Genomic DNA, 19,384 nt, shown 5'->3' on the forward strand with positions numbered 1-19,384 from the left:
TGACTCCGGTCACCTCTTCCAGCACGGCGGTGCCGCGGTCGAGGATCGCAGCCTCCTCGTCGGCCGACAGCCCGGCCATCGCCTCGTGCAGGTAGCCGTGGTGGGCGATCTCGTGCCCCTCGGCCACGATGCTGCGGATCACGTCGGGGTAGCGAAAGGCCGTGTAGCCCGGTACGAAGAACGTCGACGTGACCTCGTGTCTGGCGAGGATCTTCAGGATGCGTGGAACACCCACCAGCGGACCGTATGCCTGATGGCTGATGGCCGACATGCGATTCGCGTGCCCGTGATCGACGGCGAGCATCGCCGACTCCGCGTCGACGTCGAAGCTGAAAGACGCGGCACACCGAGCCTTGCCGGGCCATGCAATGGGGACGGCGGGCAAGCTCACGATCCGGCCCTCCTGGCGAGCAGTGAGATCAACTCGTAGGCCAGGTTAGCCGCAGCGACGCCGGTGATCTCGGCGTGGTCGTACGCCGGGGACACCTCGACGACGTCGGCACCGACCAGATCGAGCCCGTCGAGGCCGCGCACGATCGCCAGCAGCTCGCGACTAGTCATCCCCCCTGCCTCCGGCGTACCGGTCGCAGGTGCGTGGGCGGGATCGAGAACGTCGATGTCGACCGAGACGTACAGCGGGCGATCGCCGATCGTGTCGCGCAACTGCTCGATCACGTCGTCCGTGGTGCGACGTTCGAACTCCGCACTGTGCACGACGGTGAACCCGAAGCCCGCATCTTCGGCGAGATCATTTGGCGCATAAAGTGATCCGCGAATGCCGACGTGCGCACTGTGGCCGGGGACGAACAATCCCTCCTCAGCGGCACGCCGGAACGGTGTCCCATGCGTCACGGGCGCGTCGAAGTAGGTGTCCCAGGTGTCGAGGTGAGCATCGAAGTGCAGCAACGCTACTGGGCCGTATCGGCGGTGGTGGGCGCGCAGCAGTGGGTACGCGATGGTGTGGTCCCCCCCGAGCGTGACCAGGCGGGCGCCGGACTCGATGAGTTCGGATGCCTGCGCATCGATCTCGGCGACCGCGGTGGCGATGTCGAACGGGTTGGCCACCATGTCTCCCGCATCCACCACCTGCTGGTCCGCGAAGGGCGATACCTGCAACTGAGGGTTGTACGGACGGAGCAGCCGCGACGCCTGCCGGATGTGCGAGGGCCCGAACCGGGCACCTGGTCGATAGGTGACACCGGAGTCGAACGGGATGCCGACGACGGCCACGTCGCAACGCGTCACGTCCTCCCGACGCGGCAACCGGGCGAACGTCGTCAGGCCGGCGTAGCGCGGGATCGCCTGACCGTCGGCCTGTCCCTTGATGTCGTCGTTCATACTCGGCACCGTGTCGATCCTCCGTTGATCTGAAGTGTCTGACCCACCATCGCGCCGACGTCACTGCGCGCCAAAAGTGCTACTGCGCTTGCAATTTCCTCTGCTCTACCAATTCTCCCCATCGGGATTCCTGCGCCGTAGCGCTGGTGCATCTCGGCCAGGCTGATCGAGGCGGCCGCGGCATCGACGTGAAGCTGCGGGGTGTCTACCACCCCTGGTGCGATCGCGTTGACGGTGATGTTCTCGCGTGCCAGTTCGCGGCCGAGCGTCTTCACCAGCGAGATCAGGCCTGCCTTGGACGCCGAGTAGGCGCTGGCCCCCGGCCACCCGATGACTCCCCATTCGGAGGCGATGACGACGATGTTCCCGCCGCCAGCACGCCGCATCCCGGGTAGCACGGCCTGGATGAGGCCGAAGGTCCCTGCGAGATTCGTGTCGACGACCCTCCACCAGTCATCCTCGTCGTCGTCGGTGAACGGCGCCATCGTCATGTAGGCCGCGTTGCACACCAGGACGTCAACGGGGCGGCGGTTCCACTCGATGCCGTCGACGAGATCCGCGACGTCGGGGTTGGACATGTCACCGACCACGGGGAATCCGCCGGTCGCGGCAACCACCTCCGCCAACGCCTCGCTCTCCCCAAGGTCGTTGACGGCCACGTCGGCCCCGTCGGTAGCGAGCCTACAGGCGATGGCCGCGCCGATGCCTTGGGCGGCGCCGGTGACCAGCGCCAGCCGTCCTCGTAAAGGCTTGTCCACCATCAGATCACCGCTCCGCCGTTGGGTGAGATGACTTCCCCGGTGCAGTACGCGGCACCGGGATCGAGTAGGAATGCCACCACTCGGGCGACCTCGTCGGGCCGCGTCAGCCTGCGATTGGGCAGCGTGGCCAGGTAGTCCGCCGAGCGCCACGGAGAATCCGCTGACAGCAGTGGGGTGTCCGTGGGCCCGGGCGCGACCGCGTTGACCCGCACGCCACGGCCGGCCACTTCGGCGGCGAGGCTGCGTACCAACCCGATGACGGCACCCTTGGCCGCGGCGTAGTGCGCGTCACCGTCGCCTCCGCCGATGGCGAGTTCGGAGGTCACTGCGACGATCGCACCGGAACCTCGCGTCAGCATCGAGGGCAGAACCGCCCGCGCGGTGTTCCGCAGTCCGCCGAGGTGGACGCGAAGCATCCGGTGCAACGCGGCCGCGGAGATCTGCGACACCGGCGTGATGTCGTAGTGCCCCGCCGCCGACACCAGTGCGTCGATTTCGCCGACCTTCGCCCGAATCTCCCGGATCGCGGCGAGCACGGCGGCGGGATCGGACACGTCGGCTACCTGGTCGACGGTATCCGACAGGTCGATGCCTGCCACCATCCAACCCTCTGCGCGGAGCAGTTCGGCGATCGCCGCGCCGATGCCGGAAGCCGACCCGGTGACGATCGCATTGCGGGACATCACGTTCCGGATGCCGCAGTGTCAGCCTCTCGGGCGAACCGCTCGCCGACGGGCGCCTCGATGTTGCGTCGCACGGTCAGGTAGATCGCGACGCCGACGACGGTGAGCACCGACGTGGTCAGCACACTGGCCCAGTTGATGTACCACGGCTGATCGGGTTGGGTCCGCGGCCATGCGACGTTGACAGTCTCGAAGATGATCCACAGCGACGCGAGGTAGGTGACCGGGGCACCCCACCTGCCAAGGTTGAACGGGCCGGGCTTCCACTTGCCGGTGAGTCGGGAGATGGCCGCACCGATCACGGGGACTCCGAACGCGATGTAGAAGCCGATGATGTTGAAGTTGACCAGGATGTTGTAGAACTCGGAACCGGCCAACAGGATGAACACGATGGCGACGACGGCAGTCAATGCAATCGCGTTGACGGGCAACCGTTCCGGTCCTGCGAGCGCTCCGAGCACCTTCGACCCAGGCAGACTGCGGTCGCGGGCGGCACCCCAGATGCACCGCGAGACGGCCGCCTGCACGGCAAGGAAACTCGAGATGAAGCCGATGACGAACATGGCCAGTAGCGGCTTGGTCACCCCAGCCCCCAGGTGAGCGGTCAGCGTCTCGGACACCACGTCGCCGGACTGCGCAGCCACCACCTCGTCGAGGTTCGGGATGGCGAGAATCAATGCGGCGCTGGAGAACATCACCACCAGGCCCACCAACAGGAGGCCCAGGATGATCGCCTTGGGCACGTTGCGCTCCGGATCGTCGACCTCCTCGGCGACCGACCCCGCCGCCTCGAACCCGAGGAAGGACCAGCCGACGAAGGCGACCGCGAGCAGCATCGGTCCCGACGTCCACGTCGCGGCGTCCGGGATGCCCGCGCTGGAGAATAGGGCGGAGAAGGGGTTCTCGCGGTAGAACACCAGCAGCACGATGCCCAAGCCGACCGACCCGATCACCTCGCACGTGATGCTGGCGATCACCATGACCTTCAAGACCTGTCGGCCCACGATGTTGACCACGGTGCCGAGCGCAATGATCGCGATCGCGACCGTCGCCGTCAGCCATCGGTTCGGCTCGGCGACGCCGAAGATCTGCAGCAGGAACCCGCTGGCCGCGTACGACAGCGTGCCGAGCGCAATCGTGAGGCCCCACATGTAGGCCCATGCGGCGACCCAACCCCACGTCGTGCCCCGCACGTGCCGCGACCACTGGTAGACGCTGCCTGCATACGGCCACCGGGAGGCCAACTCGCCGAACACGCCCGCAACGAGGAGCTGACCGATCAGCACGATCGGGAATGCCCAGAAGAACTTCGGACCGGCGGCGAACAGCCCGAGGGTGAAGATCGCGTACACCGCCGCGATCGGGGACACGTCGGCGAATGCCAACGCCAGCGCCGACCGGAAGCTGAAGCCGCGACTCATCCTCGAGGGCGACTCGGCAGAAGAAGCCGTGGTGCTGGGGCCGGAATCTGTCATTGCTGCTCCTCGTAGCCGGGTTGCAGCGACCTTCCACCCGATCCGACGAGAACAGAACCCGACAATCATCTGAAGTATGTACAGACGCTCATACGATCGTCTAGATTCACGGGTAGCTGTCGCGCCACATCGGCGTCGATCGCCGACTCGAGCGGTCGCTGCCGATCCTGAACAGGGCCTTTGGCGCCGGCCGCCGCGACGCTCCACCATGTTGCGGGCGGATGAAATCACGCCGGAATTGCGAGGAATCCATGACCCATCGACTGGCCGACCTGGTCGACACACCGCACCTGCGACTTGGCGTGCGCGCGGGGGCGGGCGGACTTGACCACGCGGTGTCCTGGGCGCAGACCTCCGACCTCGAGGAGCCGTGGTCGTGGCTGGCGGGCGGCGAGTTGCTGATGAAGAACGGGCGCACGCTGCCCGAGTCCGCAAGGGGCCAGATCGCGCTCATCCGCGGGCTCGCCGAGAAGGGCATCTGTGGCATCGTCATCGGGCTCGACTCTGCGACACCCGATCTCACTCCCGCGGCGGTATCGCTCGCCGATGAACTGACGTTTCCGGTGCTGCTGGTGCCGTATTCGGTCGGGTTCGCGGCGATCGGACGGGCGGTGGCGGGCGGCGCCGACGACGAAGACGGCAGGCGCATCGCGGTGACCGAGCGGGTCTACCAGGTGATCCGCCAGTCGGTGAACCATCCGGGGGCGGAGAACGCGCTGGCGCAGTTGGGTCGCGACGTCGCCTGCCGGCTGGCCGTTCTCGATACCGCTACGGGCGAGGTCGCGCTCGACTCATCTGATCCCGTGCCGGACGGTTTGCGACGAGCCCTCACCGCCGAGATCGCCGAACGACGAGGGGCGGTGCCCGGCGTGTTGCACGTTGCCGCGGGTGACGAACGCGCGCTGGCGGTCGAGGTGCCCGACGAGGAGCCGACGGTGTTGGTCGCCTACGGCTTTCGGGCGTCACCACCCGACGTCGTGCAGCTTCAGCATCTGGCGTCCGCCATGGCGGTGCTGCTGGCACAGCAGAACGTGCGCCGCGAGCACGACCGCCGCATCGGCGCAGAGGTATTGGCTTCGTTGTGCGACGGACGACTCGCGGGCGGGGAAGCCGGACGCGTACTCACCGACCGGGGTCTTCGACCCACTGGCACGGCGCTGATCGCGATCGCGGGCGGCTCGCAGAGCGCCGAGCGTCACCTGCACGTCAGCCTCGGTCGCCGCCAGGTACCGCACCTTCTGCTGCGCCGGGGGCCGGTGCTCTACGGGCTGATCCCCGCCGGTGACGGCCCACTCACCGCGTTGCGACACCGCATCGGCGCTGGGGCAGCCATCGGCGTCAGCGACCTTCTCGCCCATCCACGGCGTGGCCCGGCAGCGGTCCGCGAGGCGACGTGGGCGATGCGCGCGGCGGAGAGCACGCCGGACCGCACCGCGCACTACGGCGACGTCACGATGCTGTCGGTGTTGCGCGACACCGAGGAAGCTCAGGTGGTGGTGGATCGCGTTCTCGGCACGCTCATCGACTATGACGTCGCACGCTCCAGTGACATGGTCAAAACGCTGGACGCCTACCTGAGGTGCGAGCGGTCATGGGTCAGGACCGCGAAGGCGATGGGAGTGCACCGCCAGACGGTGGTGTACCGAATTCAACGCGTCGAGGAGATCACCGGGCGCCGGATCACCGACACCGCAGCCATCGCCGAGTTCTGGCTGGCGCTGCGCGCGAGAGACCTCCTCAGCCCGGCAGGAGTGGGCGCCGATGAGTTTTCCTCGGGCCACCGGTCAACACCGGCATGACCACGACTGACGGCCTAATCTCCCGCTCCATCGACGTCCCCGGCGCCCGGCTGCACTACGAGGTGCGCGGCAGCGGTCCCCTGCTGCTGGTCATCGGCTCCCCGATGGCCGCCGCGGAGTTCGCACCCCTCGCACACGCCATGGCCACCGAAAACACGGTCGTCACCTACGACCCGCGCGGCTTCGCAGGCAGCCCCGTCGACGACCCCGACGGGCCGTCGAACCCCGACCTGCGGGCCGACGACGTCGTGGCGATCCTCGACGACCTGGGCGTGGAATCGGCCGACGTGTTCGGCTCCAGCGGCGGTGCGGTGACCGGCCTGGCTTTGGCCGCCCGTTACCCCGACCGAGTCGGCACGTTGGTGGCGCACGAACCGCCGCTCCTGGAACTGCTCCCCGACGCCGAGCAGCAGCGGGCCGCCACGCAGGACATCACCGACACGTTCCTCGCCGACGGACTACAAGCGGCGTGGATGAAGTTCATGGTCAATGCCGGCTTCGACCTGGCCGCCTTCGGCGATGGTCCACCCGAACCGCAGGGCGCTCCGGTGAATCCCGAACAGGAGATGGCCGAGGGAGCGCGCTTCTTCGTGCACGACCTGGCGCCCACCACGCAGTACCTCCCGGACTTCGAGGCGCTGCGGGAGTCGGCAACGCGCATCGTCGTCGGCCTTGGTGCGGAGTCGGGCCACCTGCTGACGCAGCGGACCTCCGTCGCCGTCGCTGAGCAACTCGGCGTGGACACCACGACGTTCCCCGGCGATCACGGCGGCTTCATGGGTGCGCCAGGCGAGTTCGCCGACCGTCTCCGCGAGGTCCTCACGCGCTGACCCCCGCGATTTCGGCGTGCCGAAACCGCTTCATGTGGAGCTGGCGGCGGGGTAGAACGCCCGTTCGGAATCACTGGAGGGAGGCGATACCATCGCCCACCGTCTGAATCCGAAACCCGCAGGGAAACTTGGGTATTAGTGCCACCGGCGGCATCGGGTCACCTAAATCGAGGAACATCCATGACCCCTCCCCCACCCGTCTGCGTCGGCTCTTGACGACATCCCCGTTCATCGCCGCACTCGCGCTCGGGACCGCCGCAACCGTGAGCGCCGAGCCAGAATGGGACATCGGTGCGTACGACGACTGCATGTCGAAGACAGCTAGAAGCCCTGAGGGATGCTGCATCAGCACCGGCGGAGTAATCACCTTTGACGGAGGCTGCCAGGCGCCCCCCGCTGTACAGGAGGGATCCGACCTGCAGCAAATCACACCCACGCGGCAGCTACCGACCCTGGGCGACCTTCCCACGCTGACGTCCGACGACCCCGTCCTGATGCCGGGGCAGGCCGCGGGATAGCTCGCCAGCCGTTGGCGATTTGGGCGCGTCAACGTTCGCTCAGCAGCGACTGTCAACGCGCCGAAATCGCCAAAGGGGGCTAGCCGATGAGGACGGCGTAGCGCGGCTTGATGACGTCGTCGATCAGAGCCAGCCGCTCGCGGAACGGGATGAACGAGGACTTCATCGCGTTGATGGTGAACCGCTCGAGGTCGCTCCAGCCGTAACCGAAGGCCTCGACCAGGCGCAGCATCTCCTGGCTCATCGTCGTATCGCTCATCAATCGGTTGTCGGTGTTGACCGTCACCCGGAACCGAAGCCTGGCCAACAGGGCGAACGGGTGCTCGGCGATGCTGGCGACGGCTCCGGTCTGGACGTTGCTGCTGGGGCACATCTCGAGCGGAATCCGCTTGTCCCGCAGGATCGAAGCCAACCGGCCGAGCTCCGCGTTCCCGTCGTCGTGCACCTCGATGTCGTCGACGATCCGCACGCCGTGGCCCAGGCGATCGGCACCGCAGAACGCGATCGCCTCGTGGATGGACGGCAGGCCGAACGCCTCCCCTGCGTGAATGGTGAAGCGCGCGTTGTTGTTCCGCATGTACTCGAAGGCATCCAGATGCCGCGTGGGCGGGTACCCAGCCTCCGCGCCCGCTATGTCGAAGCCGACGACGCCCTTGTCGCGGAACCGGATTGCCAGTTCGGCGATCTCCCTCGACCGGGCGGCATGCCGCATCGCGGTGACCAGGCAGCGCACCGTGATCGTCTTGCCGTCTGCTTCGGCCGCCTTCTCACCGTCGGCGAAGCCCGCCAGGACCGCATCGACGACGGCGTCGAGCGATAGCCCGCCATCGATGTGCAGTTCGGGGGCGAACCGGACCTCGGCGTAGACCACCGAGTCGGCGGCCAGGTCCTGGACACATTCGAAGGCCACCCGGTGCAGGGCCTCGGGTGTCTGCATGACGCCGACCGTGTGGGCGAACGGCTCCAGATAGCGGACCAACGATCCGCTGTGTGCGGCAGTGCGGAAGAACGCGGCCAGCTCGTCGACGTCGGTGACGGGCAGCCCGTCGTAGCCGAACTGGTCGGCCAGTTCCACCACCGTCGCGGGACGTAGCCCGCCGTCGAGGTGGTCGTGCAGTAGCGCCTTGGGCGCCTTCTGGATCATTTCGAGCGTCAACGGTGTCGTCATGACGTAATCCGATCGATGATCAAGGGGCGGTGCCCCGGGTGACTGGAGCCGACCGACCAGCCGCCGTCGAGTTCGGCCATCGCTCCATCGAAGCGCTCGGGGGTGTCGGTGTAGAGGGTGAACAGCGCTTCGCCGGCGACGACGGGCTCCCCGGGTCTGCGGTGGATGCGCAGCCCGGCGCCGAACTGCACCCGCCCCCCGGGTGTCGAGCGGCCCGCTCCGAGCCGCCACACCGCCAGACCCACCGCCATCGCGTCGATATCGCCCATCGTGCCACCGCGTGATGCGGTGACGGTCTCGGCATGGGCACCGATCGGGAGCGGTTGCGACAGATCCCCACCCTGGGCACCGACCAGCGCACGGAACCGGTCCATCGCAGTGCCGTCGCGCAACGTTTGCGCCGGGTCGACGTCGTCGATCCCCGCGGTCTCGAGCATCTCGCGCGCCAGCGCCACCGTCAGCTCCACTACGTCTTCCGGGCCGCCGCCGGCCAGTACGTCCATCGACTCGGTGACCTCGATGGCGTTGCCGACGGCCAGGCCCAGTGGCCGGTCCATGTCGGTGAGCAGCGCACGGGTGTCCACGCCCTGGGCGGTGCCCAGTTCGACCATCGTGCGGGCCAGCTCGCGTGCCTCGGCCTCGGTCTTGAGGAAGGCGCCGCGGCCCACCTTGGTGTCCAGCACTAGGGCCCGCGCCCCCTCGGACAGCTTCTTGCTCATGATCGAGCTGGCGATCAACGGCAGCGAATCAACCGTCGCGGTGACGTCGCGCAGCGCGTAGAGCTTGCGGTCGGCGGGCGCGAGGTCCCCCGCCGCGAAGACGACGGCGCCGATGTCCTGAAGCTGTTGTCGTATCCGAGCTTTGGACAGTTCAGCGGAGAAGCCTGCGATGGCCTCCAGCTTGTCGAGCGTGCCGCCGGTATGTCCAAGCCCGCGTCCGGAGGCTTGCGGCACGGCTGCCCCACAGGCCATGACGACCGGCACCAGAGGGATGGTGATCTTGTCACCGACGCCTCCGGTGGAGTGCTTGTCCACCAACCGCAACGGCTTGCCGTCGCGACGGAGGTCGCCGAAGTCGAAGCGCTCGCCGGAGTCGATCATCGCCGCCGTCCAGCGGGAGATCTCACCGGGAGTCATGCCCCGTAGGAAGATCGCCATGAGAAGCGCCGACATTTGCTCGTCGTGTACCAGGCCACGGGTGTAGCCGTCGATCACCCAGTCGATCGCGGCATCTGACAGGACGCCACCGTCGCGCTTGGTCCGGATGACCGTCGGAGCATCGAACGTGAACGGGGTCACTGTGATTGATTTCCGAGTTCCGTGCGCCCGAGGTCGTCCGGACCGAACGCGTGGGGCAACAGCTCGCCCAGCGGCCGTGGGCCGGCGGGATGGTCGATCAGCATCTCCGGCCCCCCGTGCTCCAGAAGCACTTGCCTGCAACGACCGCACGGCATGAGCAACGCTCCTGACCCGTCGACACACGTGAGCGCGACCAGCCTTCCGCCACCCCCGGAATGCAAGGCGCAGACCACAGAACACTCGGCACAGAGACCTAGACCATATGAGACATTCTCCACATTGCAGCCGACCAGGATTCGGTCATCGGCCGTCAGCGCCGCGGCGCCCACCGGGAACTGGGAGTAGGGGGCGTATGCCATCGCAGAGACCTCTATCGCCTTGACGCGCAACGCCTTCCAGTCAGCATCAGGCATCGTGCCAGGTCCGTCGCAAGGTTTCTGAATGCATTCCGAAGCTCCCGTTTCGTAACTCGAGTACTTAGGTAGGCAACCCTAACTTCGGTGATGAGAGGGCCGCCAACGGTTCCACGCTAGTTCTTTCGGGAGCACGATTGGGTTTAGAGTCGCCCCGAGGTCAGGCCCAGTTAGCACAGGTTCCTGTCCAACGTGAGCGAAGCGTCCACCGATGGCGTTGGAGGTCCGAGATGAGTACAGCTACAGCCGCGGATTCCGCGATACCCACCCCGCGATCGTCGTCGAAGCGCCGACGCACGCTTTACCGCGGTGACCCCGGCATGTGGTCCTGGGTTCTGCACCGCATCACCGGCGCCACCGTCTTCTTCTTCCTCTTCGTGCACGTGCTCGACACCGCACTCGTCCGGGTCAGTCCCGAGGCCTACAACGAGATCATCGACACCTACAAGACCCCCATCATCGGCCTCATGGAAATGGGCCTGGTGGTGGCGGTGCTCTACCACGCACTCAACGGCATCAGGATCATCCTGATCGACTTCTGGGAGCAGGGTCCCAAGTACCAGCGGTTGATGCTGTGGATAGTGCTGGGAGTCTGGATCACGGTGTTCATCGCCGCGCTGGGCGTGATGGGCATGCACATGGCGGAGCGTTTCCTGTGAGCGCTTCGGAGGGCAGGAGCGAAGCGACCCGGGAAGTGGTTTCGGAGGGCAGGAGCGAAGCGACCCGGGGATCAGTCCCCGTCCGGGGCGAGAACCCCTACGACCACGTCAGCGAGCGAGGCGGGCCCGCGCCCGTCCTGCAGCGCAGCCACGACAGGCCCGCCGGGCTGGACAACCCGCGCTCACCCCGGCACCGCAGCGCGATGCCGAACTTCGAGAAGTATGCGTGGCTGTTCATGCGCTTCTCCGGAATCGTGCTGGTGGTCCTGGCGCTCGGCCATCTCTTCATCGGCCTGATCTGGGACGGCGGCGTCTACCGAATCGACTTCAACTACGTAGCGCAGCGCTGGGCCTCGCCGTTCTGGCAGACCTGGGACCTGGTGCTGCTGTGGCTCGCCCAGCTCCACGGCGGCAACGGCATGCGCACGATCATCGCCGACTACGCCCGCAAGGACTCGACCAAATTTTGGCTGAACACCCTGCTTGCGTTGTCGATTCTGTTCACGCTGGTCCTTGGCACGTACGTGCTGTTGACCTTCGACGCGAACATCTCGTGAGCCGGAAGTGGGAGTCAAGGTGATCTTGAAATGATTGTTGAACACCGCTACGACGTCGTCATCGTGGGTGCGGGCGGCGCCGGAATGCGGGCAGCGGTCGAGGCCGGCCCCCGCGTGCGAACCGCCGTCCTGACCAAGCTGTACCCGACGCGCAGCCACACCGGTGCCGCACAGGGCGGCATGTGCGCCGCGCTGGCCAACGTCGAAGACGACAACTGGGAGTGGCACACCTTCGACACCGTCAAGGGCGGCGACTACCTCGCTGACCAGGACGCCGTCGAGATCATGTGCAAGGAAGCCATCGACGCGGTCTACGACCTCGAAAAGATGGGGATGCCATTCAACCGCACCCCCGAGGGCCGCATCGACCAGCGCCGCTTCGGCGGCCACACCCGGGACCACGGCAAGGCACCCGTGCGCCGCGCCTGCTACGCGGCCGACCGCACCGGACACATGATCCTGCAGACCCTGTACCAGAACTGCGTCAAGCACGACGTCGAGTTCTACAACGAGTTCTACGCGCTGGACCTGGTGCTCTCGGATACGCCGGGCGGGCCGGTGGCGTCGGGCATCGTCGCCTACGAGCTGGCGAGCGGTGACATTCACATCTTCCATACCAAGGCGATCGTCTTCGCCACCGGCGGGTCGGGGCGCATGTACAAGACCACCTCCAACGCGCACACGCTGACCGGGGACGGCCTCGGCATCGTGTTCCGCAAGGGACTCCCCTTGGAGGACATGGAGTTTCACCAGTTCCACCCGACAGGCCTGGCCGGCCTCGGCATTCTGATCTCCGAAGCCGTGCGCGGCGAGGGCGGACGCCTGCTCAACGCCGAGGGTGAACGGTTCATGGAGCGCTACGCGCCGACGATCGTCGACCTCGCGCCCCGCGACATCGTGGCGCGGTCGATGGTGCTCGAGGTACTCGAGGGCCGCGGCGCCGGACCCAACAAGGACTACGTCTACATCGACGTGCGCCACCTCGGCGCCGACGTGCTCGAGGCCAAGCTGCCCGACATCACCGAATTCGCCCGCACCTACCTGGGCGTCGACCCGGTCACCGAGCTAGTGCCGGTGTATCCGACGTGCCACTACGTGATGGGCGGCATCCCCACCACAGTCCACGGCCAGGTGCTGCGCGACAACTCCTCGATCGTGCCGGGGCTCTACGCCGCGGGCGAGTGCGCGTGCGTGTCGGTGCACGGTTCCAACCGGCTGGGCACGAATTCACTGCTGGACATCAACGTGTTCGGCCGACGCGCGGGCATCGCCGCCGCGAATTACGCACTGGGCCACGACTTCGTCGACATGCCGGAGACTCCCGCCGGCATGGTCACCAACTGGGTCGGCGACATCCTCTCCGAGCACGGCAACGAACGCGTCGCCGACATCCGCGGTGCGCTGCAGCAGTCGATGGACAACAACGCGGCCGTGTTCCGTACCGAGGAAACCCTCAAGCAGGCGCTCACAGACATCCATGCCCTCAAGGAGCGGTACGCCCGAATCACCGTGCAGGACAAGGGCAAGCGCTACAACAGCGACCTGCTTGAGGCCATCGAACTCGGCTTCCTGCTCGAACTGGCCGAGGTCACCGTCGTCGGCGCGCTCAACCGCAAGGAGTCCCGGGGCGGCCACGCCCGCGAGGACTACCCGAACCGTGACGACACCAACTACATGCGCCACACCATGGCGTACAAGGTCCTGGAGGGCAAGAGCGAAGCCACCGGCGGACCCGAACGAACTGGCGACTTGTTGAGCGACATCCGGCTGGACTACAAGCCCGTGGTCCAGACCCGTTATGAGCCGATGGAACGGAAGTACTGACCATGGCCCCGGTCTTGGAAGCCCCAGACAAGCCCGACAGTGGCGACGCCGCGACTCCTCCGATGCCCGAGGGCGCCGTGATGGTCACGCTGAAGATCGCGCGGTTCAACCCCGAGGATCCGGACGGCGCCGGCTTCCAGAGCTACCGGGTGCCGGCTCTGCCGTCGGACCGGCTGCTCAACCTGCTGCACTACGTGAAGTGGTATCTCGACGGAACGCTGACCTTCCGCCGGTCGTGCGCACACGGTGTGTGCGGCTCGGACGCCATGCGCATCAACGGCGTGAACCGGCTGGCGTGCAAGGTGCTGATGCGCGACATGCTGCCGAAGAAGCCCGGCAAGCAGCTGACGATCACGATCGAGCCGATTCGCGGGCTGCCCGTGGAGAAGGACCTCGTCGTCGACATGGAGCCGTTCTTCGACGCCTTCCGCGCGGTGAAGCCGTTCCTGATCACCAGCGGCAATCCGCCGACGCGGGAACGCATTCAGAGCCAAACCGACCGCGCTCGCTACGACGACACCACCAAGTGCATCCTCTGCGCGTGCTGCACGACCAGCTGCCCGGTGTTCTGGAACGAGGGTTCGTACTTCGGGCCCGCCGCCATCGTCAACGCCCACCGATTCATCTTCGACAGCCGCGACGAGGCCGCCGCCGAACGACTGGACATCCTCAACGAAGTCGACGGCGTGTGGCGCTGCCGCACCACCTTCAACTGCACCGAATCGTGCCCAAGGGGCATCCAGGTGACCAAGGCGATCCAAGAGGTCAAGCGCGCCTTGATGTTCGCCCGCTAAGTCGCGATTTCGGCGCGTTCAGTTGCGGTGAGCGCAACCACGCGCGCCGAAATCGCGGGGGCTGGGTGTCACACATTCGGGGGCTGTCTCGTCTGACGGATATGAGTACTCAACGACCTCGCATCGAGCCACTGTCCCCCGACAAGGCGCCGCTGATGGCGCGCCTGATGTACCGATACGCCAAGCGCCGTTTCGGCGAGGTGCCCGTGCCGTTCGCCGTCGGCGCCAACCACATGCCGCTGCTCGTCGCCAATGCCGTGCACGAGACGCTGCTGGAACGCGGTTCTAAGAAGCTGCCCGCCGACGTCCGAGAACTCGCGGTCTACTGGACCGCCCGCACGGTCGGGTGCTCGTGGTGCGTCGACTTCGGCGCCATGATGATCCGTCTCGACGGGCTGGACGTCGAACGGCTAAAGAAGATCGACGACTACGCGACCTCGCCGCTGTTCACCGACGACGAACGCGCGGCGATCGCCTACGCCGACGCCATGACCACCAACCCGCACCTGGTCACCGACGAGCAGGTCGCGGACCTGCGGCGCCGCTTCGGCGATGCGGGCGTCATGGAACTGACCTACCAGGTTGGCATCGAGAACATGCGCGCCAGGATGAACACCGCGCTGGGGATCACCGAGCAGGGCTTCAGCTCAGGCGACGCGTGCCGCGTTCCGTGGGCCGGTGAACAGCCCGCCTAGGCACCCAGCGGTGAGCCGGTGAACTTGTCCGGGTTGGCGATGTCCCAGATGGCGTAGACCCTTCCGTCGCGGACGGTCAGCGCCTGAATGTGCGGCTGCATCGCGGGCCATTCATCGGTGGCCTCGAATCCCTCCGTGACGACCCCCAGTTCACCGTTGACGAGCGCCAACTGGGCCGCCTCGAAGAACCTGGGCCCGTAGCGCTTGGCAAGGCCGAAGACGAAGCGGGCCACCTTGTCGGGACCGTGGATGACGCGGGCGGCAGTGGGCGCCTTGCGGTTCGAGTCTCCGGTGAACGTCACGTCGGGATGCAGGAGGCCGACGACCGCCTGCATGTCGCCGACGGCCATGGCCGCCATCAGCATTCCGACCACCTCGTCGTGCGACGGGTCGCGTGCCGGTGCCTCGGCGTCGGCCACCGTCCGTCTGGCCCTCGAACCGAGCTGCCGTGCCGCCACCGGACTGATGCCGAGCACATCGGCGATCTCGTCGAACGGCACGGCGAAGCCGTCGTGCAGGACGAAGGCCACCCGCTGATCCGGGGTGAGGCGTTCGAGCACCACCATCGCGGCGAAGCGGGCATCCTCTTCGGCGACGACGGCGGTCAGCGGGTCCGACCTGTCGAGCGGCGCCACCACGGGTTCGGGAAGCCACTCTCCGAAATACGTCTCGCGGCGGTGCGCAGCCGACCGGAGCCGGTCGAGCCCGATTCGGCTGACGACGGTCGTGAGCCACGCCCGCAGGTCGGCGATCTCGTCGCGCCGCGACCCAAGGGCATCCCAGCGCAGCCACGCGTCCTGCACCGCATCCTCGGCGTCGGCGAACGTGCCGGTGAGCCGGTAGGCCACGGCAAGGAGGTGTGACCGCAACCGCTCGAATTCGTCGGCTCGCTGCGCGGTGGTCACGCGTCCAGGGTAGTGCCCGCTTCGATTCAGAACCAGGCCGCGAAGTCGTCCTTGGCGATCATGCAGTGCACACCCTTGACTGCGTCCACCACCTGGCTCACCTCGAAGTCTGCGGCAGCCGAAAGGTAGGCCATGACAACGGGTTCGGGAATGGCGAAGCGCTGAGACAAGAACGCGACGGCATTTCGGACGGCCTTGCGCATGGCCTCGTCGAGATCGACGTCCATACCGGTGGGAATCCAGTGCGACGCCGTCTCGACCATCGGTGACGTCAGTGGGCCGATCGCCTGCGTACGCTCGTCGGCTCGGAGCACGGAGAGCCGTACGGTCGCGCGCAGCGGTGCCTCGAGCGCCGTCAGCGCCACCTCGCCGTTGCCCTGCGCGAAGTGCGGGTCGCCGACGTAGAAAAGCGCCCCATCGACCTGCACTGGCAGGAACACGGTGGCTCCCGCCACGGCGTGTTTGACGTCCATGTTGCCGCCGTGGTCGCCAGGCGGCACCGACGGGACGGGCTCGCCGGTGTCGCGAGCCACCCCCATCAAGCCGAGGAAGGGTGCCAGCGGGAACTGCAGGAACCGTTCTGCGACGGCGATTCTCGCGCGGCTACCCGACGGATCGACCTCGCAGAAGTGGCTGAACATCATCCCCTCAGCCGGCAACTCGTCCGGCAGCGCCCCGAATCCGTGCCTCATGCTGATGAAGCCGTACGGCGCGCGCTGCGTCAGCTCGACGACGTCGATGCGCAGCACGTCGCCGGCGCGGGCCTGGCTCACCGCGATGGGCCCGGTCACCACGTGAGGTCCGTCGTCGATCTCGTGGTGGGGGCCGTCTGCGGCGATGGCGATCATGTCGGCGAGTACCTCGGCCTCACGGACACCGAAGTCGGCAAGGAAGCCGACCGGATCGCGGCCCTGATCCTCGAGGATGCCTTCGTGACTCACCGTGTCGATGGTGATGGTGTCGCCGCTCGCGACTTCCATCACGGGTGCCGTGGCGGCGTTGGGCAGCCAGCCCCAGTGCACCTCGTCGGGCCGCGACGGCAGGTAATGCCTGCCGGGCAGCGACCCCGACCCCGACTGCAGGACCGTGCGAGCCGAAGTGGTCGACGGGACAGGTGGCATTGGTGCGCTCCTTCTAGACTGCCGCCGCGCGCATGGCGCTCATGAATCGGCGGGTGACTTCGTGTGTGGGAGAACCGATCACGTCGGCGGCCGGTCCCTCTTCGAGGATGGCGCCACCGGCCATGAACACCACCCGGTCGGCGATCTCACTGGCGAAGCCGAGCTGGTGGGTGGCGATGACCATCGTCAGGGCGTGCCGGTAGGCAAGGTCACGAATGACGTCGAGCACGCCGGCGATGAGTTCTGGGTCCAGCGCGCTGGTGGGCTCGTCGAGAAGCAGCACCCGCGGGTTGAGGGCCAGCGCCCGCGCGATGCCGACCCGTTGCTGCTGACCGCCGGAGAGCTGCCGCGGCAGGGCATCTGCCCGCGGCCCCATGCCGACCTTCGCCAGCAGTGCATCGGCGGCCTCCTCCGCTTGCGGCTTGGGTGTGCCCGTCCAGTTCAGCGGCCCGGCGACATTGGCGCGTGCCGACAGGTGGCTGAAGAGGTTGAAGTGCTGGAAGACCATCCCGATGCCGAGCTGTTGGCGCTGTTCGGCGGCCTGGCGCGCTGAAAGGGGCCGTCGTCGTTCGTCGAACCCGATCCGGGTGCTGGCCACCGTGATCGTTCCCGCGTCGACGTCGGTGAGCCCGTTGATCATCTGCAGCAGCGTGCTCTTGCCGGAACCACTCGGCCCCAGCAACGCGACCACCTCGCCCGACCGGATGCTTAGGTCCACTCCGTCGAAGATGGTGTGCTCACCGTACGACTTGCGCACTCCGATCAATCGGATCAACTCCGGGCCGATGCTTCGATTCACGGCCGCATCGAGAACCACACCGGGTTGGGCCACCCCAGGTGACGGGGCCGGTGCTGCCTGGCTGCGCGGCAGCGGCACCAGCCGCGACAACACCGAGCGCCGGTGGCCGCGGTCGAGGTTGAGCGCGTCCTCGAGCAGCAGCTGCACCATGGTCAGAACGCCGGTCAGCGCCAGGTACATCACGCCGGTGGCGAAGTAGATGGAGAAGTAGTCGAACGTTGCCGACGTCAGCTGCTGTGTGCGCAAGGTCAATTCGGGTACCGCGATGATGGAGGCCAGTGCGGAGTTCTTCATCGTGGCGATGGCCTCGTTGCTGAGTGCCGGTACCGACAGCCGGGCCACCTGCGGCACGACGATGCGCCGCGCCACCACTGTGGGGACCAGTCCCAGCGCCCGCGCCGCGGCCAGCTGACCGGGGTCGACGGCTCGCACCCCGGAGCGGAAGATCTCGGCGAAGAACGCCGCCTCGTTCATCGCCAGTGCGACCGAGGCCGCCATCAGCGGCGGAAACGAGATCCCGGCATGCGGCAGCGCGGTGAACACGAAGACCATCTGCAGGATCAGCGGAGTGCCCCGATAGATGACCACATAGGTGCGGGCCAGCACGGTGAGCGGTTTGAACCGCGTCAGCTGCGCCAGGGCCAGGATCAATCCAAGCAGCAGCCCGCCGGCAAAGCCGTACAGCGTCAGCTGCAGGGTGAAGACGATGCCGTCGAGCAGCCAGCCGGTGGTCAGGTAGTGGGCGAACTTGTCCATCAGTCGGCGCTGAGCACGCTCGGCTGTGCCACTGCGTTCTCGTCGAGCTTCCACTTACTGGCGAGTTTGGCTTGCAGGCCGGCGGATTGGATCTCGGTCACGGCGCCGACGACGGCGTCGCGCAGGTCGTGATTGTCCTTGGGCACGCCGATGCCGATGGTGTAGTCGAGCATCACGGTGTCGGCCGACGCCAGATCGTCGGGGTGTGCGGCGATGTAGCGCTTCACGGTGTTGACGTCGTTCATGTAAGCGTCGGCGCGTGCGGCGAGGATGGCCTGCACGCAGTCGGAGCTGTTGTCGAACAGGCTGGTGGTGGGGGCGGGCTTGCCCTGGGACTGGCATTGGGGACGGACGGCGTCAACCAGCGGCACCTCGACGTAGCCCTTGTTCAGCGCGACGGTCAGGCCACACAGCGACGGGTCGATGCCGGTGATCTTCTTCGGGTTGCCGGTCTTGACCAGGATGCCGTCGAAGACCTTCGAGTAGCTGACGAAGTCCACGCCACCCTGGGCCCGTTCCTTCGTCGCGTACAGGTTCGACAGAATCCAGTCGGCGCGCCCGCTGGCCACGGTCGGGACCAGTTCGGAGAAGCCGACGGGCACGTAGCTCACCGAAAAGCCCAGACAGGCGCCGATCGCATCGCCCAGGTCGATGTCGAACCCCTGGTACTTGCCGGGGTCGGTGGGATCGACGGTCTCATAGCCGGGGGTGTAGGGATTGATCGCATTGCGCATCGTCTTGCCCCCAAGGCCGGGATGATCCTGGCGCAGCTTGGCGCAGGCGGGCGAGTTGGCGATATCGGCGTAGTCGCCGCTCGACGAAGTCTGGGAGGGGTCGTCCGTCGAGCATCCAGCAAGAGCGGCGACAGCGCACAGCGCGACAACGAGTGTCCGCACGGCCAGTGAAGTCATGAGAGCTCCCTCCGCATTGGCCGGATGGTCCGACCAAGTTACCTCCGTGAGGCTAGGACGCGAGCGCGCATCGCGACACC

20 protein-coding genes are annotated in these 19,384 nt (G+C 67.0%); 8 read left to right on the forward strand and 12 right to left on the reverse strand.

The window, feature by feature from the left end; translation table 11 throughout:
- From QOI01_RS19815 to QOI01_RS19835, 5 genes are all read right to left on the reverse strand, one after another.
- A partial coding sequence (locus tag QOI01_RS19815; RefSeq protein WP_526383916.1) for a polysaccharide deacetylase family protein occupies window positions 1-391 on the reverse strand: 391 nt, incomplete at its 3' end.
- Window positions 388-1,338, reverse strand: coding sequence for an agmatinase (speB, locus tag QOI01_RS19820; protein ID WP_526383918.1), 951 nt, complete (start codon window positions 1,336-1,338; stop codon window positions 388-390). The genes speB and QOI01_RS19815, both read right to left, overlap by 4 nt.
- On the reverse strand, window positions 1,335-2,099 hold the full coding sequence (locus QOI01_RS19825; protein WP_526383920.1) for an SDR family NAD(P)-dependent oxidoreductase: 765 nt from the start codon (window positions 2,097-2,099) through the stop codon (window positions 1,335-1,337). The genes speB and QOI01_RS19825 overlap by 4 nt, the downstream gene beginning before the upstream one ends.
- Window positions 2,099-2,782: an SDR family NAD(P)-dependent oxidoreductase gene (locus QOI01_RS19830; RefSeq protein WP_526383922.1), complete on the reverse strand. Its 684-nt coding sequence runs from the start codon at window positions 2,780-2,782 to the stop codon at window positions 2,099-2,101. Before QOI01_RS19830 ends, QOI01_RS19825 begins: the two co-directional genes overlap by 1 nt.
- The gene (locus tag QOI01_RS19835; RefSeq protein ID WP_526383924.1) at window positions 2,782-4,257 is read right to left on the reverse strand and encodes an amino acid permease; all 1,476 of its coding nucleotides are present in this window, start codon (window positions 4,255-4,257) and stop codon (window positions 2,782-2,784) included. Before QOI01_RS19835 ends, QOI01_RS19830 begins: the two co-directional genes overlap by 1 nt.
- A 251-nt stretch (window positions 4,258-4,508) precedes the next feature.
- Here QOI01_RS19835 and QOI01_RS19840 point away from each other — a divergent pair, with 251 nt between their 5' ends.
- The 3 genes from QOI01_RS19840 (at window position 4,509) to QOI01_RS19850 (ending at window position 7,404) form a co-directional block, all read left to right on the forward strand.
- Window positions 4,509-6,056 carry a PucR family transcriptional regulator gene (locus QOI01_RS19840; RefSeq protein WP_526383926.1) on the forward strand — a complete coding sequence of 516 codons (1,548 nt, stop codon included), beginning with the start codon at window positions 4,509-4,511 and terminating at the stop codon, window positions 6,054-6,056.
- Window positions 6,053-6,886: an alpha/beta fold hydrolase gene (locus tag QOI01_RS19845; RefSeq protein ID WP_526383928.1), complete on the forward strand. Its 834-nt coding sequence runs from the start codon at window positions 6,053-6,055 to the stop codon at window positions 6,884-6,886. Before QOI01_RS19840 ends, QOI01_RS19845 begins: the two co-directional genes overlap by 4 nt.
- A gap of 212 nt (window positions 6,887-7,098) precedes the next feature.
- Window positions 7,099-7,404, forward strand: a complete 306-nt coding sequence (locus QOI01_RS19850; RefSeq protein ID WP_526383930.1) for a hypothetical protein — start codon at window positions 7,099-7,101, stop codon at window positions 7,402-7,404.
- Between the two features lie 79 nt (window positions 7,405-7,483).
- Here the strand turns inward: QOI01_RS19850 and QOI01_RS19855 are convergent, their stop codons facing one another.
- The 3 genes from QOI01_RS19855 to QOI01_RS19865 are packed head-to-tail and all read right to left on the reverse strand — an operon-like array spanning window position 7,484 to window position 10,283.
- Entirely contained in the window at window positions 7,484-8,572 is a 1,089-nt protein-coding gene (locus tag QOI01_RS19855; protein ID WP_526383932.1) for an adenosine deaminase, read from the reverse strand.
- Window positions 8,569-9,870 (reverse strand): thymidine phosphorylase, encoded by a 1,302-nt coding sequence (locus tag QOI01_RS19860; RefSeq protein ID WP_526383933.1) that lies wholly within the window; start codon window positions 9,868-9,870, stop codon window positions 8,569-8,571. Before QOI01_RS19860 ends, QOI01_RS19855 begins: the two co-directional genes overlap by 4 nt.
- On the reverse strand, window positions 9,867-10,283 hold the full coding sequence (locus tag QOI01_RS19865) for a cytidine deaminase (protein WP_526383935.1): 417 nt from the start codon (window positions 10,281-10,283) through the stop codon (window positions 9,867-9,869). The genes QOI01_RS19860 and QOI01_RS19865 overlap by 4 nt, the downstream gene beginning before the upstream one ends.
- A gap of 230 nt (window positions 10,284-10,513) precedes the next feature.
- On the opposite strand from QOI01_RS19865, the gene sdhC reads away from it, so the two are divergent.
- From sdhC to QOI01_RS19890, 5 genes are all read left to right on the forward strand, one after another.
- Window positions 10,514-10,942 (forward strand): succinate dehydrogenase, cytochrome b556 subunit, encoded by a 429-nt coding sequence (gene sdhC / locus QOI01_RS19870; RefSeq protein WP_526383937.1) that lies wholly within the window; start codon window positions 10,514-10,516, stop codon window positions 10,940-10,942.
- A 137-nt stretch (window positions 10,943-11,079) separates the two neighbouring features.
- Window positions 11,080-11,499, forward strand: coding sequence for a succinate dehydrogenase hydrophobic membrane anchor subunit (locus QOI01_RS19875; RefSeq protein ID WP_526383953.1), 420 nt, complete (start codon window positions 11,080-11,082; stop codon window positions 11,497-11,499).
- Window positions 11,500-11,529: 30 nt separating this feature from the next.
- Window positions 11,530-13,323, forward strand: a complete 1,794-nt coding sequence (gene sdhA / locus QOI01_RS19880; RefSeq protein WP_526383939.1) for a succinate dehydrogenase flavoprotein subunit — start codon at window positions 11,530-11,532, stop codon at window positions 13,321-13,323.
- Window positions 13,324-13,325: 2 nt separating this feature from the next.
- Window positions 13,326-14,117: a succinate dehydrogenase/fumarate reductase iron-sulfur subunit gene (locus tag QOI01_RS19885; protein WP_526383941.1), complete on the forward strand. Its 792-nt coding sequence runs from the start codon at window positions 13,326-13,328 to the stop codon at window positions 14,115-14,117.
- A gap of 101 nt (window positions 14,118-14,218) precedes the next feature.
- Window positions 14,219-14,812: a carboxymuconolactone decarboxylase family protein gene (locus QOI01_RS19890; RefSeq protein ID WP_526383943.1), complete on the forward strand. Its 594-nt coding sequence runs from the start codon at window positions 14,219-14,221 to the stop codon at window positions 14,810-14,812.
- Here the strand turns inward: QOI01_RS19890 and sigJ are convergent.
- Genes sigJ through QOI01_RS19910 form a run of 4 tightly spaced genes read right to left on the reverse strand, consistent with a single transcriptional unit; the run spans window position 14,809 to window position 19,304 of the window.
- Window positions 14,809-15,717 carry an RNA polymerase sigma factor SigJ gene (sigJ, locus tag QOI01_RS19895; protein WP_526383945.1) on the reverse strand — a complete coding sequence of 303 codons (909 nt, stop codon included), beginning with the start codon at window positions 15,715-15,717 and terminating at the stop codon, window positions 14,809-14,811. The two genes, QOI01_RS19890 and sigJ, sit on opposite strands and share 4 nt — an antisense overlap.
- A 26-nt stretch (window positions 15,718-15,743) precedes the next feature.
- Entirely contained in the window at window positions 15,744-16,838 is a 1,095-nt protein-coding gene (locus tag QOI01_RS19900) for an acetamidase/formamidase family protein (RefSeq protein ID WP_526383947.1), read from the reverse strand.
- 13 nt (window positions 16,839-16,851) lie between these two features.
- A complete protein-coding gene (locus QOI01_RS19905) occupies window positions 16,852-18,393 on the reverse strand; it encodes an amino acid ABC transporter permease/ATP-binding protein (protein ID WP_526383949.1) in 1,542 nt (513 codons plus the stop codon).
- On the reverse strand, window positions 18,393-19,304 hold the full coding sequence (locus QOI01_RS19910) for an ABC transporter substrate-binding protein (RefSeq protein WP_526383951.1): 912 nt from the start codon (window positions 19,302-19,304) through the stop codon (window positions 18,393-18,395). Before QOI01_RS19910 ends, QOI01_RS19905 begins: the two co-directional genes overlap by 1 nt.
- Window positions 19,305-19,384: the final 80 nt, after the last annotated feature.

Origin of the sequence: Mycobacterium sp., from assembly GCF_032162605.1 — a bacterium.
Classification (GTDB): Bacteria; Actinomycetota; Actinomycetes; order Mycobacteriales; family Mycobacteriaceae; genus Mycobacterium.

Bases quoted from the DNA above. Each gene is read 5' to 3' on its own strand.
- speB (WP_526383918.1), bottom strand. From the start codon at position 1,338: ATGAACGACGACATCAAGGGACAGGCCGACGGTCAGGCGATCCCGCGC.
- QOI01_RS19825 (WP_526383920.1), bottom strand. From the start codon at position 2,099: ATGGTGGACAAGCCTTTACGAGGACGGCTGGCGCTGGTCACCGGCGCC.
- QOI01_RS19830 (WP_526383922.1), bottom strand. From the start codon at position 2,782: ATGTCCCGCAATGCGATCGTCACCGGGTCGGCTTCCGGCATCGGCGCG.
- QOI01_RS19835 (WP_526383924.1), bottom strand. From the start codon at position 4,257: ATGACAGATTCCGGCCCCAGCACCACGGCTTCTTCTGCCGAGTCGCCC.
- QOI01_RS19840 (WP_526383926.1), top strand. From the start codon at position 4,509: ATGACCCATCGACTGGCCGACCTGGTCGACACACCGCACCTGCGACTT.
- QOI01_RS19845 (WP_526383928.1), top strand. From the start codon at position 6,053: ATGACCACGACTGACGGCCTAATCTCCCGCTCCATCGACGTCCCCGGC.
- QOI01_RS19855 (WP_526383932.1), bottom strand. From the start codon at position 8,572: ATGACGACACCGTTGACGCTCGAAATGATCCAGAAGGCGCCCAAGGCG.
- QOI01_RS19865 (WP_526383935.1), bottom strand. From the start codon at position 10,283: ATGCCTGATGCTGACTGGAAGGCGTTGCGCGTCAAGGCGATAGAGGTC.
- sdhC (WP_526383937.1), top strand. From the start codon at position 10,514: ATGAGTACAGCTACAGCCGCGGATTCCGCGATACCCACCCCGCGATCG.
- sdhA (WP_526383939.1), top strand. From the start codon at position 11,530: ATGATTGTTGAACACCGCTACGACGTCGTCATCGTGGGTGCGGGCGGC.
- QOI01_RS19885 (WP_526383941.1), top strand. From the start codon at position 13,326: ATGGCCCCGGTCTTGGAAGCCCCAGACAAGCCCGACAGTGGCGACGCC.
- QOI01_RS19890 (WP_526383943.1), top strand. From the start codon at position 14,219: ATGAGTACTCAACGACCTCGCATCGAGCCACTGTCCCCCGACAAGGCG.
- QOI01_RS19900 (WP_526383947.1), bottom strand. From the start codon at position 16,838: ATGCCACCTGTCCCGTCGACCACTTCGGCTCGCACGGTCCTGCAGTCG.
- QOI01_RS19905 (WP_526383949.1), bottom strand. From the start codon at position 18,393: ATGGACAAGTTCGCCCACTACCTGACCACCGGCTGGCTGCTCGACGGC.
- QOI01_RS19910 (WP_526383951.1), bottom strand. From the start codon at position 19,304: ATGACTTCACTGGCCGTGCGGACACTCGTTGTCGCGCTGTGCGCTGTC.